Genomic DNA, 17466 nt, shown 5'->3' on the forward strand with positions numbered 1-17466 from the left:
AGCAGACAGTGAGCTTCCGCCCGGTGACCGACGAGGATCTCTCCGAGGTCCACGACGACACCACCCCCGGCCAGGGCGCGGGCGGGTCCGCGGACACGCCCGAGCCGGCGGATTCCGAGTCGCCCGGACCCGGCAAGCCGAGGGTGCCGGGCGACGTTCTGGACGACGAGCCGGCAGCGGAGGCACCCGCAGCGAGCGCGAGCGAAGGCACCGCCCAGCCCGCCCCGGACGGCGAGTCAGCCGAGCCCGCACCCGAGAGCGCCTGCCCCGCGCCGGAGGCCGTGACGTCCGCTGCCGAAGGCGCGGCGGCGGCTGATTCCGGCGAGACCGGGACCGGCCGGGCCGATGAGACCGAAGACGCCGCTTCCTCGGAGCGCGAGGCGCCTTCGAAAGGCGGCGCAGGAGCCCGCGGTGGCCTCAAGGCCGAGGTGGCCGACGTGCTCGCCAAAGTCGCCGCGGCCGGCCTGCCGGTTGACACCGAGCTGGGTGCGCTCAGCGGAGCCGCGCCGGGCCCGAGCGCCGAGGCCGAAAGCAGCAAGCCGGCGTCCGGCGGGCAACCTGGCGGCCCCCGTTCGCTCTCCGAACAACCTTCTTCCCCCAGACCTTCGCTCTTCGAAAAGCCAGCCGTGCTGCAAGACCCCTCTACGACCGACAGCCCTTCAGCGGAGTTCCCGCCACCGGCGCCAGGCCGGTCGGCCACCGCGGCTCGCGGCCCCCGTACGCCGTCCGGCGACGGGCCGCCTGGAACGCCCCGTACCCGAGGCGGCGGTGAGAGCCGCCCCGCAGCGGAAAGTCGCTCGGCGTCCGATGACGGGACCTCGTGGGCGTTCCGTCCGGCGCGCAAGGTCGATCAGCAGCCCGAGCCGCCTTCGGGACGCCCTTCGTTGTTCGAGAAGCCGGCCGCGCTGCGTCAGCCCGCACCGCCCGGCGAGCGGCCGTCCACCGACGGGCCGTCGTTTCCGTCCACGGACGCGCCGTCCATGCCGTCGATCGACTGGCCGTCGTTCCCGTCGATCGACACTCCGGCCGCCGGGCCCGCCTCCGGCGCGCCCGCGCCGCCTTCGGGGCGTCCTTCGTTGTTCGAGAAGCCGGCCGTGCTGCGGCAGGACGACGCCGGGGACGCCGCCGCGCCCGTTCAGGAGACCGATGCTTCCGTACGTACGGACGAACCCGGAACATCGGAGACCGGCGAGAGCGTCGCGCCTCAGTCTCAGGACGAGCCGGAAGGCCGGGGCGAGCCGGACTCCGGCGAGCCGGCGGACGCAGCGGAGCAGCCGGTCTCCGGCGCGGAGCCGGGCTCGGACGCGGAGCCGGGCTCGGACGCGGAGCCGGGCTCGGACGAGCGCGCGGAAGACGAGGCCGAGACCGTAGACGACAAGGAGCCGGCCGCAGCGGGCGAGGCGCAGGCCGAGGAGGCGACCGGCGTACCGGAAGCAGCGGCACAGGAGACCGAGGCGCAGGAGACCGAGGCGCAGGAGAGCGAGGCGCAGGAGAGCGACGACTCCTGGCCGGAGGTGTCGCCGCCGGGTCCCGGCGAGCGTGTGGAGGAGCTGCCGCCCGAGACGGTCGAAGCGCTCACCTCGGCACTGAACGCCCTCCGCGAGACCGTCGCCGACGTGCGCTTCTGCGAAGACCTCCCGGGTTCGGCCGAGGCGCGGCAGGCGCAGCAGGCACTGCTGGCCCAGCTGGAGAACTACGTCGTCCCGAGGATCAAGACCAGCACGGCCCCGGCGCTCATCGTGGTCGCGGGCTCGACCGGCGCGGGCAAGTCCACGCTGGTCAACAGCCTGGCCGAGAAGAACGTCTCGCGTACGGGCGTACGCCGCCCGACGACCGGCGTCCCGGTGCTGGTCTGCCATCCGGAGGACCACAAGTGGTTCGCCGAGGGCGAGCTGCTGGGCGGCCTGCGGCGGCTCGACAAGCCGGCCCCGACGCGGGCCTGGACAGCGTGGTCATCGTCCCGACGGAGAAGCTGCCGCAGGGCGTGGCGCTGCTCGACACCCCCGACATCGACTCGGTGGTCGAGGAGCACCACGAGATCGCCCGCCGCATGCTCGACGCCGCCGACCTGTGGATCTTCGTGACGACGGCCGCCCGTTACGCCGACGCCCCGGCCTGGAATGTGCTGCGCCTGGCCAAGGAGCGCGGCGCGCGGATGGCCATCGTGCTGTCGCGGGTGCCGGAGAAGTCGGCGGACGTGGTGCTGAAGCACTTCGTCCGCATGCTGACCGAGTACGGCCTCGGCGAGATCGAGCGGTTCGTCATCCACGAGTCGAAGGTGACCGACGGCAGGCTGCCCGACAGCGAGGTGACGGAGCTGCGGCTGTGGCTCGCGGAGCTGTCGGTGGACGAGGCGCGGCGGGCGCAGGCCGTACGCGAGACGCTGAACGGCGTGCTCAACAGCTTCCGCACCCGCGTGCCCGCGCTGGCCAAGCACCTTGAGGCGCAGGCCGCGCTCAGGGCGGAGCTGCGCAGCGACGTCGAGACGGCGTTCACGGGCGCGATGCGCGACATCGACGCCGCGTCGAAGAACGGCTCGCTGCTGCACGGCGAGGTGCTGGCGCGCTGGCAGGACTTCGCCGGGTCCGGTGACCTGATGCGGGCGCTGCACCTGCGCAGGAAAGGCCGGGCGGCCAAGCAGGCGCCGGAGCGGGTGCTCGCGTTCAAGGCGGCGATCAGGTCGGGGCTCGAATCGGTGATCGTCGCCGCGGCCAACCGGGCGTCGAAGGAGGTGGCGGCGCGCTGGCGGCACCGTTCGGAGCTGGGGGCCAAGCTCGGGGAGGACCTCGACAGGCCGTCGGACGATCTCGTACGCCACGCGGGCCGGGCCATCGCGTCCTGGCAGGATCACCTGGGCGAGCTGGTACGCACGGAGGGCGTGGCCAAGCGTTCGGTGTCGAAGATCGTCTCATTCGATCCCGAGTCGCTGGCCCTGATCTTCATGGTGGCCATGTTCAGCGGGGGCAACGGCGAGGGCGTGCCGCACCGGCTGGTGAACGCCCTGCTCGGCGCCGAGTCCCTGCGCGGCATCGGCACCAAGGCGTTCAGTGATCTGCGGGCCAGGATCGGCATGCTCTTCGATGAGGAGGCCATGCGTTACGTGAAGGCGCTCGACTCCGCCGGCATACCGGATGAGTCCGTCGCAACCCGCCTCTATCAGGCAACGTACAATCTCGAGGTCGCTCGATGACCACCACGACCACGACCACCCGGCCTGGGCTCGCCCAGAGGTTGTCCGCGCTCGCCAAGGTGGTTGAGCATGGAAGAGGGCGGCTCGATCCGAAGCTGCTCGAGGAGGCCAAGGCGCTGCTGTCGCGCGCCGGCGACCGGCTCAAGCTGTCGTCGGAGCACACCGTCGTCGCCCTCGCGGGCGGCACGGGCAGCGGCAAGTCGTCGCTGTTCAACGCCATCTCGGGGCTTGAGCTGTCGCCCACCGGCGTACGCCGCCCCACCACCGCCCGTACCCACGCCTGCGTGTGGGGGCTCGACGGCTCTGGCCCGCTGCTCGACTGGCTGCAGATCCAGTGGCGGCACCGCTTCTCCCGGGCGAGCGCGCTCGACAAGGGCGACAGCCAGCTGCACGGGCTGATCCTGCTCGACCTGCCCGACCACGACTCGATCAGAGCGCTCACCGACACCGAGGCCGACCGGCTCATCGGGCTCGCCGACCTGGTGGTGTGGGTGCTCGACCCGCAGAAGTACGCCGACGCCTCCACCCACCGCCGCTACGTCACCGAGCTGGCCGGGCACGACGCGGTCACCGTGTTCGCGCTCAACCAGGCCGACCGGCTGACCACCGAAGAGCTGGCCGAGCTGGTCATCGACCTCAACGACCTGCTGCGCAAGGAGGGCGTCGAGCACCCGAGCGTCGTACCGACCTCGGCCGTCACCGGACGCGGCATCGAAAGCCTCAAGAGCGTGATCGCCACCGCGGTCGCCCGGCGCCGCGCCGCCATCCAGAAGCTCGAAGCCGACCTGCAGCGGCTCGAGCAGAAGCTCAGCCAGGCCATGCCGCTGGGCGAGGCCCTGTCGGTGCCGTCCTCGGTCGACGAGGCCCGCCGCATGGGGCTCACCGACGCGCTGTGCGACGCCGTGGGCGTGCCTGGCCGTGGGCGAGGCCATGGAGAACATGTACGCAGAACGGTCGAACCGCTACGTCGGCTGGCCGTACCCGCGGTGGGTGGCGAAGTTCCGTGCCGACCCGCTGAAGAGCCTCAAGCTCAACGACATCGCGCAGGAGATCCGCGGTATCAGCGCCACCTCGGTCTCCGCGCAGTCGGCCGAGGTCGCCAACGCGGTGCAGGCGCTGGCCGACGGTCTGTCGGCGAGCATGCACCCGGTGTGGCGCACGGCCGTCTACAAGGCGGCGCGGTCGCGTTCCCGAGACCTCCCGAAGAAGCTCACCGACGACCTCGCCGAGGTGGCGCCGCAGCTCGACCGCGTACCGGTCTGGTGGTGGCTGCTGAAGGTGTGGCAGTACCTGCTGGTGGTGGCGTTCGTGGCCGGGCTCGCCTGGCTGGCGGTCGGGCTGCTCATGCCTGACCGGCTGCCGCAGTCGCTGGAGTGGCTCGGCGACAGCGCGACACTGCCGTGGGTGGGGCTCATGACGGCGTCCGTCCTGGGGCTCGGCGCGCTGTCCGGCATCGCCTCCCGCAACTTCGTCGAGCTGGGGGCATCGCGGGAACGCGAACGCCTCGAACGCGAGATGCGCCGCCGAGTCGCCGCCGTATCCTCCACCATGGTGGTGGAGCCGGTGGAGCAGGAGCTGAAGCGGCACCACGCGTTCTACACGGCGCTGCGAGACCTGTCGGTCTGAAGGCTGTCGCCCGGGCTGGGGTGCTTGTCCGTACGAGCAGGCACCCCACCACGGCCACTCGCGAGATGACGGCCCGGCCCCGACACGGGCACTTCTTGGCCGGCGGTCGCCGCGCCCGCCCCGCTATTGCCGGTTCTGGCGAGGGATGGCCCGCCTGGATACGGGCACTTCTTGGCCGGCGGTCGCCGCGCCCGCCCCGCTACGGCCGGTTCTGAGAGCGACGGCCCGCCCGGACACGGGCACATCAGGGCCGCCTATCCGCCCCCAGAAGCGTCTCTTGACCCCCGCCGTATCGCCGGCACTTCGACCCGCGCGCCCTTATCGACAGGTATCGACAGGTATCGACGGGCGGAACTGCTATCCACAGGCGTAACCGCGCCTGCCTCCCCATCCACAGAACCCCGTTCGGAGCCTTCGGCCCCTGCCCTTCCACGGCACCCTACTGCCCAGGTCGCGGGCAGCCGGCCCGCCGCATGGGAGGCATCGAATGAACGACATCTACATCACGCTCACCGGAAACGTCGCAGCAGAGCCCAGGCAGTACAGCTTCGACGACGGCACCAAGGTCACCTCTCTGAAGGTCCTCACCGCACATCGCTACTTCGACAGGAAGACCGGCCAGTGGACGGACGGCGAGAAGGTCTGCTTCACGGTCCGCTGCTGGCGCGCGCTCGGGGAGAACGTCGCGGCCTCCGTACGTTCGGGCCAGCCGGTGGTGGTGTCGGGCAAGCTCCGCATCCGCGAGTTCGGCACCGAGGGAGACCGCCGCTTCATGCCCGAGATCGAGGCCAGCGCCGTCGGCCACGACCTGCGCTGGGGCACGGGCGTGTTCACCAAGCCCGAACGCGGCGGCATCGGCTCGCTGAGCAAGGAGATGCGCGACAAGCTCGATGAGGAAACCCGCGACTGGGCCATGAGCCACAGCCCTGCCCGCCCGACCGCTTCGGCAACCCCGGTCGCTCCGCGCCCCGGCGACGACGAGACCATCACTGCAGACGCCGACCAGGCACACCCACCCACCTCGGAGGCCCGGGCCGAAAAGGGCAAGGTCGTCCGCACGCTGGGCCGGAACAATGACAGGGTCCGAATCCTGAGCGCCACCGACACGAGCGACACCGACACGGCGAAGAAGGAACGCCCGGCGCCAGAAGAGCGAGCAGCGGCGTAACCGCGCGGAGGAGTCGCACCGTAACGGCTTCCGGAAGTCGCAACGTACTGGCATCCGGAAGTCGCGCCGCACGGGCATCCCAGAGTCCCGCCGCACTGGCATGCGAAAGTCGCGCCGCACGGGCATCCGGAAGTCGCACCGTACTGGCATCCGAGTCGCAACGTACTGGCATTCGGAAGTTCGCACCCCCGGCCGGCGCGTCATGACTCCCCTCCGCTTACCCCTCCGGCGGCGTGATCCTGGGCCGCCACCCCACCCAGTGATCGCGCCGCCCTCAACGAAGGCCGCATCCCATCAACACCTCACCCGATGGAGGTCGCAGGTGCGAAGGAGGGAGAAGAAGCGGAGCCGACAAAGAATGACGGAGAAACAGGAACCGGGTCGGCCGGAGAGGATGACGAGGGGAGGCCCAGGTAGTAGGGGGATTGCGACGGAGCCGCAGGCCGCGGGGTGCGGACGAGTTCTGCGGGTGAGGGTGAGTTCTGGCTGGAGCAGGAGGTGTGGGAGGGGGAGGGGGCACCGGCCGGAGCTTCGTGAACGCCCCCGAGGGACGGCCAGTGGGTGTGGCACCCGCCTTAGTGGGCTTGGGCGCCTGTCATGTCCAGGTCACGCCCCGCTCCATGGTCGCTCCTTTCCGACACGGCTGTCCGTCATGGCCCGCTCACGATGTGAGCAGGTGTGGTCATTGCCAAACGTATCGGTTCCCATCGCACATCGCACACTCCGCAATTATTGTGTTACACATCGTTAGTCAGAGAGGAGACGAGATGGCGGTGACCAGTCACGCCTCGATCAAACCTCGCGACGGTGTGTCAACAATGGCCGATCGCTGGCCGTTGCTAGGGCAACGCCGCCCCCTGGTCGGTTACCTGTGCGCGATCGTCACTCTGGATCTCGTCGCGATCATCCTGCTCTCGGCGTCCACCGCCTTCCACTGGCGGGACGTGCTGACGTTCGCCGCCCTCATGGCGTGCGGTGCCGTCTGCATCGAGGCGACCCGGCGGCTCGGCATGCCCGCCGGGGTGTCGCGTGATTTGCTGTCGGCCTGGTGGCTGCCGGTGGCGTTGCTCCTGCCGCCGTTGTACGCGCTCTTCGCCCCCATCGTGCTGCAGATCCTGCTGCAGGTACGCGTACGCGCCACCGTCCTCTACCGCCGGGTCTTCAGCTCGGCCGCCATCGGGATCGCCGGGTGCACGGCGTCCCTGATGTTCCACTGGTTCGTCCCCGACCCGATGGTGCTGGCGCGGGGGAGCGGGGGCCCGCTCATGTTCGCGGTGGCCGCCGCCGCGCTCTTCTCGCTGCTCAACACCGGTCTCATCGCCATCGCCGCCCACACTGCCGATCCCGACATGAGCTGGCGCGAAGTGCTGTGGGACCGGGAGAGCGTGCTGCTGGACGTCGTCGAGCTCTGCTTGGGCATCTTGGTCGCGATCGCCTGCGGTCTCAACCCGGCCCTGCTGCTGTTCACGCTCCCGCCCGTGGTGCTGTTGCAGCGCAGCCTGCTGCATGCGCAGCTTCAGGCGGCCGCCCGTACGGACGCCAAGACCGGGCTGCTCAACGCGGCCGCCTGGCAGCGCGAGGCCGACACCGAGATCGTGCGGGCGCGGCGCACCGGCGAGTCACTGGCGCTCCTCATCATCGACATCGACCACTTCAAGCGCGTCAACGACGCGCACGGCCACCTCGTCGGCGATCAGGTGCTGGTCGGGGTGGCGTCCACGCTGCGCAGCCAGTTGCGGGACTACGACGTGGTGGGCCGGTTCGGCGGGGAGGAGTTCGTGGTCCTGCTGCCGGGCGCCGACATCGACGAGGCCCGCCGCGTCGCCGAACGCCTGCGCGTGCACATCAGCCACATGGCCGTCCCCGTCGAGGACACGCTGGTCAAGGTCACGGTCTCGACGGGCGTGGCGTTGCTGAGCATCCACGGTGACGACCTGATCGACCTCCTCGCGGCCGCCGACCTGGCGCTCTACCGGGCCAAGGAGCTGGGACGCGACCGCGTCTGCATCCCCGCCGTACAGCAGTCCCCGCCTTCGCAGGCTCCATCCCCCCAGTCCGTGCCTCCGCAGGGCCTGCCTCCCCAGTCCGTGCCTCCGCAGAGCCTGCTTCCCCAGTCCGTGCCCCCGCAGGCTCCGCCTTCCCAGTCCACGCCGCCCCGCGCGATCCCCGGCGACGCCGCCTCGCAGGATCCCGAATCCGGCCCTGGCTCCGACATCGATCCCGATCCCGATCCCGATCCCGATCCTGATCCGGACCCGACCTCTTGATTCGTTCACCGGCTGGCCTGTCCGCCGGCTGATGTGTCCGCCGGCTGGCCTGTCCGCCGGCTGATGTGTCCGCTGGCTGACCTGTCCGTCAGTTGATCTGCCTCGCCGGCCGACCTGTTCGCCGGCCTCTCGCTCTTCCTCCGCTCCCTCCTGTTACGTCTCGTTCGCCTTCCGCTCGTTGGTCTTCCAGGTCGTCCGTCCTTCTCGTCCAGCTCGTCTGCACCGTCGTCGTGGGTTGTGTCAGCGCTGTCAAGGGACTGGGCTGCCGGTCACCGGCCGCTGGCACAACCCCGTAGCGCCTGATGCGGTGGCGTCACCTCCCACGCCCTGGTCAGAGCCCGTGAGCTTCCGGTCCGAGCCGCGCTGGGAACGGGCTGCGGGTACGCAAGCGCCGTTTCATGCGCCCGGGGGCAGTGGACGGCGGGCGCTGACGTAGCGGATCCTTGCGGCTGGGTGTTCTCGTACGGCGTTACGACGTGTGTTCGTGCACGTCGGCGGCCGGTGGGCGCGTCGTGAGGCGAGAGCCGGGGCGGGCGGGGCTGAGGAGCGGCGGAAGCCCGGGTTGAGAGCCCCTAAGCTAGATGGCATGCCGGAGTACATCTACACGCTGCAGCGCGTGCGCAAGGCGCACGGCGACAAGGTTGTCCTTGACGACGTCACGCTGTCGTTCCTGCCCGGAGCCAAGATCGGCGTTTTGGGGCCGAACGGCACCGGGAAGTCGACGCTGCTCCGGATGATGGCCGGCCTGGAGCAGCCGTCCAACGGTGAGGCCAAGCTGATGCCGGGCTTCACGGTCGGCATGCTTCAGCAGGAGCCGCCGCTCAACGAGGAGAAGACCGTCCTCGGCAACGTGCAGGAGGGTGTCGCCGAGACGATGGCGATGCTCCAGCGCTACAACGAGATCGCCGAGCAGATGGCCACCGACTACAGCGACGAGCTCCTCGAGGAGATGGGCAAGCTGCAGGAGCAGCTTGAGCACCGCAACGCGTGGGACCTCGACAGCCAGCTTGAGCAGGCGATGGACGCGCTGCGCTGCCCGCCGCCCGACGCCGACGTGACGAAGCTGTCCGGTGGTGAGCGCCGCCGGGTCGCGCTGTGCAAGCTGCTGCTTGAGGCGCCCGACCTGCTGCTGCTCGACGAGCCCACCAACCACCTCGACGCCGAGAGCGTCCAGTGGCTCGAGTCGCACCTGGAGAAGTACCCCGGCACCGTCCTGGCGGTCACCCACGACCGCTACTTCCTCGACAACGTCGCCAACTGGATCCTGGAGCTCGACCGGGGTCGTTGCTACCCCTACGAGGGCAACTACTCCACGTACCTCGACATGAAGGCCCAGCGTCTCAAGGTCGAGGGGCAGAAGGACGCCAAGCGCAAGAAGCGCCTGGAGGAAGAGCTGGAGTGGGTCCGGTCCAACCCGAAGGCCCGCCAGACCAAGAGCAAGGCCCGACTCCAGCGCTACGAGGAGATGGCCGCCGAGGCGGAGAAGTACCGCAAGCTCGACTTCGAGGAGATCCAGATCCCGCCGGGCCCGCGCTTGGGCACCACGGTGATCAAGGCGGAAAACCTCACCAAGGGCTTCGGCGAGCGCCTGCTGATGGAGAACCTGACGTTCGATCTGCCGCGTAACGGCATCGTCGGCGTCATCGGCCCGAACGGTGTCGGTAAGACCACGCTGTTCCGCATGATCACCGGCAGCGAGACGCCCGACTCCGGCTCGATCACCATCGGTGAGACCGTCAAGATCTCGTACGCCGACCAGGCCCGGGGCGGCATCGACCCCAGCAAGAACGTTTGGGAGGTCGTCTCCGACGGGCTCGACCACATCAAGGTCGGCAACGTGGAGATGCCGTCGCGCGCGTACATCGCGGCGTTCGGGTTCAAGGGCCCCGACCAGCAGAAGAAGGCCGGCGTGCTGTCCGGTGGCGAGCGCAACCGGCTCAACCTGGCGCTCACCCTCAAGCAGGGCGGCAACGTGCTGCTGCTCGACGAGCCCACCAACGACCTCGACACCGAGACCCTGTCATCGCTGGAGAACGCGCTGCTCGACTTCCCGGGCTGCGCCGTGATCACCTCGCACGACCGGTGGTTCCTCGACCGCATCGCGACCCACATCCTGGCTTGGGAGGAAGGGTCGAGCTGGTTCTGGTTCGAGGGCAACTTCGCCGACTACGAGAAGAACAAGGTCGAGAGGCTGGGTCCCGACGCGGCTCGCCCGCACCGCGTGACCTACCGCAAGCTCCACCGCGACTAGTTCGTTCATGCGTGGATGTCCGCGGGTGTTGTTCGTCGCCCCCGCGGGCATTCCAGGCGTCCCGTGGTCGTCCGCGCCGCCTGCCGGTGTGCGCGAGATCTGCGGGTGTCTATCCGGTCTGGCGGCGTTCGTGGGTTCGCGGACGTCTATCCGTTGCGGTAGCGCTCGCGGGTTTGCGGGCGTCTGTCTGTGCGGTGGCGTGTGCGAGATTTGCGGGCGTCCACACGTTGCGGTGGCGTGTGCGAGATCTGCGGGCGATTACCCGTTGCGGTGGCGTGTGCGGGATTTTGGGGGCGCCCACCCGTTGCGGTGGCGCTCGGGGGCTTGCGGGTGTCGCCCTTTTCGGCGGCCCCGCAGGGAGCAGCGGGCGTCTGCAGGTGATCGCAGACGTCCGTGACGGTCGATGACGTCCGGCCGGGTGTTGCTTTCGGTGCGCCTTGCGCTGTCGCCATCCGGCGTGATGAGCTGCAGCCCGCTTCTCGGCGGTGGCCTCCTGTGGAGTACTGCGGTGGGGTGAAGGTGCCGTCCTGCTCGAATCTCCGGCATGTGCAGGGCGGTCGATCGGCCCGCCATCCGCTCAGGCCCCCGCCCCGGCCGTCCTGGCCGCCGCCCCGGACGCTCCGGCCGCCGCCCCGTCCGTTCCGATGCTGCCTCGTCCGTTCCGGCCGGCGCGCCGGGCACTGCCCGGGACGCCTCGGCTGCTGTCGGTTGATGGCCTGGCTGCTCGGGGTCGGAAGAGGCCCGACCTGGGCAGGCACCATCGCGTGTCGAGTCCCGGTGCCCCTGCGCATGCATGGAGTCGGGCACTCAGCGTGAAGCCGGGCGCTCAGTGCGGGCCGGGCGCTCAGCGCGGTGCCCGACGGCAAGCGCGGGGCCCGTGGGTGAAGTACGGGGCTGGGCGCTCAGTGCGGTGCCCGGGGTGAAGTGCTGGGCTGGGCGTTCGGTGCAGAGCCGGGCGCTCAGTGCAGTGCCCGACGGGAAGCGCGGGACTGGGCGTTCGGTGCGGTGCCCGGGGTGAAGTGCTGGGCTGGGCGTTCGGTGCGGTGCCCGGCGTGAAGCCGGGCTCCGCGAGCTCGTACGGCTGACGTCACGCCTCCGCTTCCCCGATGCCCACCGCCGCCGGAGCGGGCTGGGCGGGGCGGCGCCAGGGGCCGTTGAACATCAGGATGGCGGGGATGAACAGGACGAGGCATCCGAGCGCCACGAACAGCCACGTCTGCCAGTTGGTGGCCTCGACGACGTGCGGGATGACGAGCAGCCCGACCACCGCGATGCCCTTGCTGAGGAACCCGAACAGGCCCCACGCGGTGCCCTGCAGACGCGGGTCGGCGTCCTCGGCGTCCTCGGAGTAGTTGGCCATCCAGGGGGCGTACGCGACGCCGAGCGAGCCGCCGAGCAGCGCGCCGACGACCATGAGCAGGCCGGTGGAGACGCGTTCCTGGCCGAGCGAGAAGGCCAGGTACGCGGTGACGAGGACGGCCGCGATGGTGCCGCCGAGCGAGAACGGCTTGCGCAGCTGCGTACGGTCGGACAGGCGGCCGGTGACGATGAGCGTGATGAGGTTGAGGCTCCAGAAGGCGGCCATGATCGTGGACGCTTCCGCGCTGCTGATGCCGAGTGCGCCGACCAGCATGGTCTGCCCGAAGAGCGACAGCGTGATGTAGAGCACGAGCCACAGCGAGATGCCGACGACGTGGGCCCAGATGTTGCGGCGGCTGAACAGCGAGCGCAGGGTCGGCGGCTGGGAGAGGTCCACGACCTGGGTGGCGGCGCGTTCCGTGTGCTGGATTCTGGCCCGCAGCTCGGGGGAGAGGTCGGCGATGTTGAACGCGATGACGATCGAGATGACCAGCGAGAAGCAGCCCATGATGACGAACTGGGAGCGCCAGGAGTCGTTGAAGATGGGCAGCGTCCAGCCTGCGATGGCGGCGGCGAGGAAGTTGGCGCCGACGGGACCCCACGTCCAGAAACCGAACGCCTGAGCGCGTCCGAGGCGCGGTGAGAAGTCGCGGATGAGCGGCGCGGTGCTGGCCATGGCCACGCCGTCGACGAACGCCAGCACGACCCTGACGATCAGCAGGTCGCGCGGGGTGTGCACGAGGGTCATGGTGAAGCAGAGCACCGCCGTCAGCGCCATGAGGGGGATGAGCAGCCGGACCCGGCCCAGCCGGTCGGTGAGGCGGCCGCCGATGATGGAGGCGATGGCCCCGGTGATGGCGGCGCCGCCGGACACGGCGCCGTACGTGGCCAGCGACATGTCGAGGTCTTTGAGGAGAAGCGGGACGACGGGCGCGATCTGCCCTTCGTACGAGCCGATGAGGATGGCCAGCACGGCCATCGCGAGGATCTTCATGCGTCGGGCGCCGGTCGGGTACTCGTCGAGCTCACGGACGTAGGACAGCCTCATGGCCAGCCTTTCTGGTCGGGTCTTGACCCCCGTGTAGTTCTAGAAGGCGCCTCTAGAATCTATTTCTGCGATGCTGCCTCTCACAGGTGGCTCCGTCAAGAGTGAAGAGCCCGTCCATGGCTAGAATGAAATTCTAGGATTGCCGAGAGCGAGGAGCCCCCGCGTGAACTTGGAACTGGACGGCCTCGACGTGCACTTCGACCACACCGCCGTGGCGGCGCCCCGGATCAGGGACCTGCTGCCGATCTACCGCGACCTGCTGGGCGGTCGTCACCTGGGCGGCGGTGGTGACAACCTGCGGGCCGGCTATCGGACGCTGCAGCTCACGTACGGCAACGGCGGCAAGGTCGAGCTGATGGAGCCGCTGGCCGGATCCACGTTCTTCGACAGCTTCTTCGAGCTCACCAGGGGCAGGGGCGGCGTCCACCACCTGAACTTCCACGTCTCCGACATCGATGCGGCGGTGGCCAAGCTGACCGAGCGCGGCTACCGGCTGCACGGCCTCAACCTGTCGGATCCGCGCTGGCAGGAGGTGTTCCTGCACCCCAAGGAGGCGCACGGCGTGCTCATCCAGCTCGCCAAGCCGGGGCCGCGCGAGCCCGGCGAGGAGCGCCCGACGCTTGAGGACGTGCTGGCCGGTCGCGGCAGGAACGGCAACGGCATCCCCAGCCCCTGAGTGGTCGGCCTTCCCGTCCCGTGTGCCGGCCTCTTGAGCGGCTGTAGAACTTAGATCTAGAGTTGAATTCTAGAACTAGGATTGGGGAGGCCGATGAAGCCGGCACCTAAGCCCACACCGGAGACCCAGCCGTTCTGGGACGGGACGGCCGCGGGCGAGCTGCGGATCCAGCGCTGCACGGCATGCGAGCGCCACTACTTCTACCCCCGGCCGGGCTGCCCGCGGTGCGGTGGCGACCAGGTCGAATGGGTCCGCGCCAGCGGGCGCGCGACCTTGTACTCGTACGTCATCAACCACCGCCCCGCGCCGGGGTTCGAGGACGAGGCCCCGTACGCGATAGCCGTCGTGGAACTGGAGGAGGGCGTGCGGATGATGACCAACATCGTGGGCGTGCCCAACGATCCCGAGCACCTGGAGCTGGACATGGAGCTGCGGGTGGTGTTCGAGCGGCGCGGCGATGTGACGGTGCCGCTGTTCGAGCCGGCCGGGGGTGCCCGATGACCGTGGTGATCGCCGGGGCCGCCGAGACCGACGAGGTGGGCCGCCTGCCCGGCCACTCCACCCTGCAGCTCCACCTGGAGGCCGCCAGGAACGCGCTCGCCGACGCGGGCATGACCATCCACGACATCGACGGCATCGCCACGGTCGGCACGCCGGGCCCGATCCAGGTCGCCCACGCGCTCGGCATCACGCCCGCCTGGCTGGACGGCACCGGCGTGGGCGGCTCGTCGTTCCTGTTCCACGTCCGGCACGCCGCCGCCGCGATCAAGGCGGGAATGTGCCACACCGTGCTCATCACGCACGGCGAGTCGGGGCGCTCGCGGGTGGGCGCGGGACGGTTCGGCATCACGCCGGACTCGCTGCTCGGCCAGTTCGAGCTGCCGTACGGCGTGATGGGCCCGACCACGTCGTTCACGATCACCGCGCTGCGCTACATGAAGGAGACCGGGCTCACGCACGAGCAGCTCGCCGAGGTCGCGGTGGCGCAGCGGCGCTGGTCGCACCTCAACCCCAGGGCGATGTACCGGGATCTCATCACGGTCGAGGACGTGCTCGCATCGCGCATGGTCGCCTACCCGTTCCACCTGCTGGAGTGCTGCCTGGTGACCGACGGAGGCGGCGCGCTGATCGTCACCACGCCCGAACGGGCCCGGCGCTCCCCGGTCTACCTGCTGGGCTCGGGGGAGGCGGCGGAGTCGCCGCTGATCTCCCAGATGGAGGACTTCACCACCTCGAAGGGCTTCCGGCTCTCGGGCGAGGCGGCCTTCGCCGAGGCGAAGATCACCCATGAGGACGTCGATCACCTCATGGTGTACGACGCCTTCGCCCACGTGCCCATCTACGGCCTGGAGGACCTGGGCTTCGTCGGGCGCGGCGAGGCCGGGGCGTTCATCGCCGAGGGCCACACCTCGCCGGGCGGCCGGCTGCCGATGAACACCAACGGCGGCGGACTGTCGTACACCCACACCGGCATGTACGGCATGTTCGCCATCCAGGAGTCGGTGCGTCAGCTCCGCGGCGAGGCGGCGGCGCAGGTGCCGGGCGTGGAGGTGAGCGTGGTGCTGGGCAACGGCGGCATGTTCGCCTCGGCCGCCACCCTCGTCCTGGCCAACCGCCTGCCATGAGACGGCCCCGGCGGGAGGGGACGCCTCTCCTGCCGGGCCCGGTTCCAGGCGACCCGAGCACGGGCTCAGGCCGCCCTGAACAGCGGAGCCGCCGCCAGGCCGCAAGGCCCGCGTGGGCATGGCCGGTGTCATGCGGGATCAGGGCCAGGCCGGCGGGCCAGAAGAGGTCAGCGCCAGGTCACCAGTGCGTCCAGCGCCTCCACCCGAGACCCTGTGACCAGCAGCGGATTGATCTCCAACGACTCCAGCCCGTCCCCCAGCGACTCGGCGAGGTCGGCGATCCTGGCCACCACATCGGCCACCGCGTCAAGATCGGCGGCCGGACCGCCGCGCACCCCGTTCAGCAGTGCGGCCCCGCGCAGCTCCGTCAGCGCCGTGCGCACCTCGGCGGCGTCCACCGGCAGCACCCGCAGCGCGGTGTCGCGCAGCACCTCGACCCAGACCCCGCCGAGCCCCACGGCCAGCGTCAGCCCCCAGGCGGGATCGCGGACGACGCCGACCAGCAGCTCGACCCCGCCCTCGCGCTGCGGCTGGACGAGCACGCCGTCGAGCGACGGCACGGCGGCGGCCACCTCGCGGTAGGCCCGCCGTACGTCCTCCGCGTCGCCGAGCCCGAGCCGGACCCCGCCGACGTCGCTCTTGTGCCCGAGCCCTTCGGCGGCGGCCTTGAGCACGACGGGGTAGCCGAACCGCTCGGCCGCGGCCACCGCCTCCGCCTCCGAGCGGGCCAGTTCGGACGGCACGACCGGCAGCCCGGACGCGGCCAGCAGCGCCGCCGCGCGGTGCTCGGCCCACACCCCGTGCGCGCCGCGCGGGCGCCGCGTCTCGCCGGTGCGGGGGAGTGGTGCGGGCCGGGACAGCAGCCTGGCCCGCGTGCGCGACCACCGTACGGCGGCCCCGATGGCGGTCATGCCGTGCTCGATGCCGCCCGCCACGTACGGGAACCCGGTCTCCTGCTGCACCTGCCGCCCGAACGCGGTGACGTCGGTCAGCACGTTGCTCACCACCACGACCGGCACCCGGGAGGCGGCGATGCGCTCGGCGCTGGCCCGGTACTGGGCGAGCACGGGGGCGGGGTCGGGCGGTGCGAGCTTGGGCGGCTCGGACAGCAGCATGACGAGGTCGATGTTCGGGTCGGCGGAGACCGTCTCCAGCGCGCGGCCGAGCAGGGTGCGGTCGATGAGCACGTACCCGGTGACGTCGAGCGGGTTCTGCACGGTGCCGAACGACGGCACGATCTCGCGCAGCCGCTCCACGGTCTCGGGTGCGAACGGCGGCAGCTCAAGACCCTCGTCCTCGGCCCGGTCGGCGATGATCTCCGATGCGCCCCCGGACGGCGTCACGACGCCGACGCGCGGCCCCGGCAGCGGCCCGCAGGAGGCGAGCAGCCCCGCGGTGATGATGAGGTCTTCCAGCGAGCGCACCCGGAGCACGCCGAGCTGCCGCAGCGCCGCGTCGATGACGTCGTCGTCGCCCACGAGCGCGCCGGTGTGGGCCTGCGCGGTGTGCGAGGCGAGCGCGCTGCGGCCGATCTTGAGCGCCACGATCGGTTTGCCCGCCTCCAGCGCCCGCCGCGCCACCCGGGAGAACTCGGCCGGGTTGCGCACGGTCTCCAGGAACAGCGCGATGACCCTGGTGGCCGGGTCGTCCACGAGGTAGTCGATGACGTCGGTGACGCTGACGACGGCCTCGTTGCCCATGGAGGTGAGCAGGCTGATGCCGACGTTGCGGGCCTGCGCGAAGGAGAGCACCGAGCTGGCCAGCGCGCCGCTCTGCAGCACCACGCCGACCTCGCCGCGCAGCAGCGGCGGCGGGATCGGCAGCCCGTACGGAGTGATGCCGGCGGCGGCGTTGATGTAGCCGTTGCCGTTGGGGCCGAGGACGGTCAGCCCGTGCTCGGCGGCGAAGCCGGCGACCTCCGCCTCCAGCCGCGCACCCTCCTCGCCGGCCTCACCGAACCCGGCCGTGAGGATCACGTAGCAGCCGATGCCCAGCTTGGCGCCTTCGCGCAGCACGCCGAGCACGGCCGTGGTCGGCACCATCACGTACGCCAGATCAACGGGCTCGGCGATGTCGCTGAGACTCTTGTGCGCCGGCATGCCGTGCACCACGCCGCCCCGGGGGTTGACCAGGTGCACGGGCCCGGGGAAGCCATGGGCGCGCAGGTTGTTCAGCGTGCTGATGGACCAGCCGGACTTGTCCGTCGCGCCGACCAGGGCGATCGAGCGCGGGTTGAACAGCTCGCGGACGGACATG

At 70.6% G+C, this 17466-nt stretch carries 11 protein-coding genes; 9 read left to right on the forward strand and 2 right to left on the reverse strand.

Going from position 1 to position 17466, the window contains the following annotated elements:
* Positions 1-23 precede the first annotated feature (23 nt).
* The 6 genes from WBK31_RS03085 (at position 24) to ettA (ending at position 10502) form a co-directional block, all read left to right on the forward strand.
* Positions 24-2084, forward strand: coding sequence for a hypothetical protein (locus WBK31_RS03085; RefSeq protein ID WP_406674298.1), 2061 nt, complete (start codon positions 24-26; stop codon positions 2082-2084).
* 1102 nt (positions 2085-3186) lie between these two features.
* Positions 3187-4542: a GTP-binding protein gene (locus WBK31_RS03090; protein WP_406674299.1), complete on the forward strand. Its 1356-nt coding sequence runs from the start codon at positions 3187-3189 to the stop codon at positions 4540-4542.
* A complete protein-coding gene (locus WBK31_RS03095; protein ID WP_406674300.1) occupies positions 4469-4816 on the forward strand; it encodes a hypothetical protein in 348 nt (115 codons plus the stop codon). Before WBK31_RS03090 ends, WBK31_RS03095 begins: the two co-directional genes overlap by 74 nt.
* 487 nt (positions 4817-5303) lie before the next feature.
* Complete coding sequence (locus tag WBK31_RS03100; protein ID WP_406674301.1) at positions 5304-5984, forward strand: single-stranded DNA-binding protein; 681 nt, start codon at positions 5304-5306, stop codon at positions 5982-5984.
* Between the two features lie 818 nt (positions 5985-6802).
* Positions 6803-8251 (forward strand): diguanylate cyclase, encoded by a 1449-nt coding sequence (locus WBK31_RS03105; RefSeq protein WP_406674302.1) that lies wholly within the window; start codon positions 6803-6805, stop codon positions 8249-8251.
* Between the two features lie 586 nt (positions 8252-8837).
* Positions 8838-10502 carry an energy-dependent translational throttle protein EttA gene (gene ettA, locus WBK31_RS03110; RefSeq protein WP_364057843.1) on the forward strand — a complete coding sequence of 555 codons (1665 nt, stop codon included), beginning with the start codon at positions 8838-8840 and terminating at the stop codon, positions 10500-10502.
* 1087 nt (positions 10503-11589) lie between these two features.
* Here ettA and WBK31_RS03115 read toward each other — a convergent pair.
* Positions 11590-12909, reverse strand: a complete 1320-nt coding sequence (locus tag WBK31_RS03115) for an MFS transporter (RefSeq protein ID WP_406674303.1) — start codon at positions 12907-12909, stop codon at positions 11590-11592.
* A 163-nt stretch (positions 12910-13072) separates the two neighbouring features.
* Between WBK31_RS03115 and WBK31_RS03120 the strand changes: the two genes are divergently transcribed.
* The 3 genes from WBK31_RS03120 (at position 13073) to WBK31_RS03130 (ending at position 15210) form a co-directional block, all read left to right on the forward strand.
* Positions 13073-13585 carry a VOC family protein gene (locus WBK31_RS03120; RefSeq protein ID WP_364057836.1) on the forward strand — a complete coding sequence of 171 codons (513 nt, stop codon included), beginning with the start codon at positions 13073-13075 and terminating at the stop codon, positions 13583-13585.
* 93 nt (positions 13586-13678) lie between these two features.
* Entirely contained in the window at positions 13679-14086 is a 408-nt protein-coding gene (locus tag WBK31_RS03125) for a Zn-ribbon domain-containing OB-fold protein (protein ID WP_364057833.1), read from the forward strand.
* Positions 14083-15210, forward strand: coding sequence for a thiolase C-terminal domain-containing protein (locus tag WBK31_RS03130; protein WP_364057830.1), 1128 nt, complete (start codon positions 14083-14085; stop codon positions 15208-15210). Before WBK31_RS03125 ends, WBK31_RS03130 begins: the two co-directional genes overlap by 4 nt.
* 167 nt (positions 15211-15377) lie before the next feature.
* Here WBK31_RS03130 and WBK31_RS03135 read toward each other — a convergent pair whose 3' ends face one another.
* Positions 15378-17465, reverse strand: a complete 2088-nt coding sequence (locus WBK31_RS03135; protein ID WP_406674304.1) for an acetate--CoA ligase family protein — start codon at positions 17463-17465, stop codon at positions 15378-15380.
* Between the last annotated feature and the right edge of the window lies 1 nt (position 17466).

This window comes from Nonomuraea sp. N2-4H (assembly GCF_045291505.1).
Taxonomy (GTDB): domain Bacteria; phylum Actinomycetota; class Actinomycetes; order Streptosporangiales; family Streptosporangiaceae; genus Nonomuraea; species Nonomuraea fastidiosa.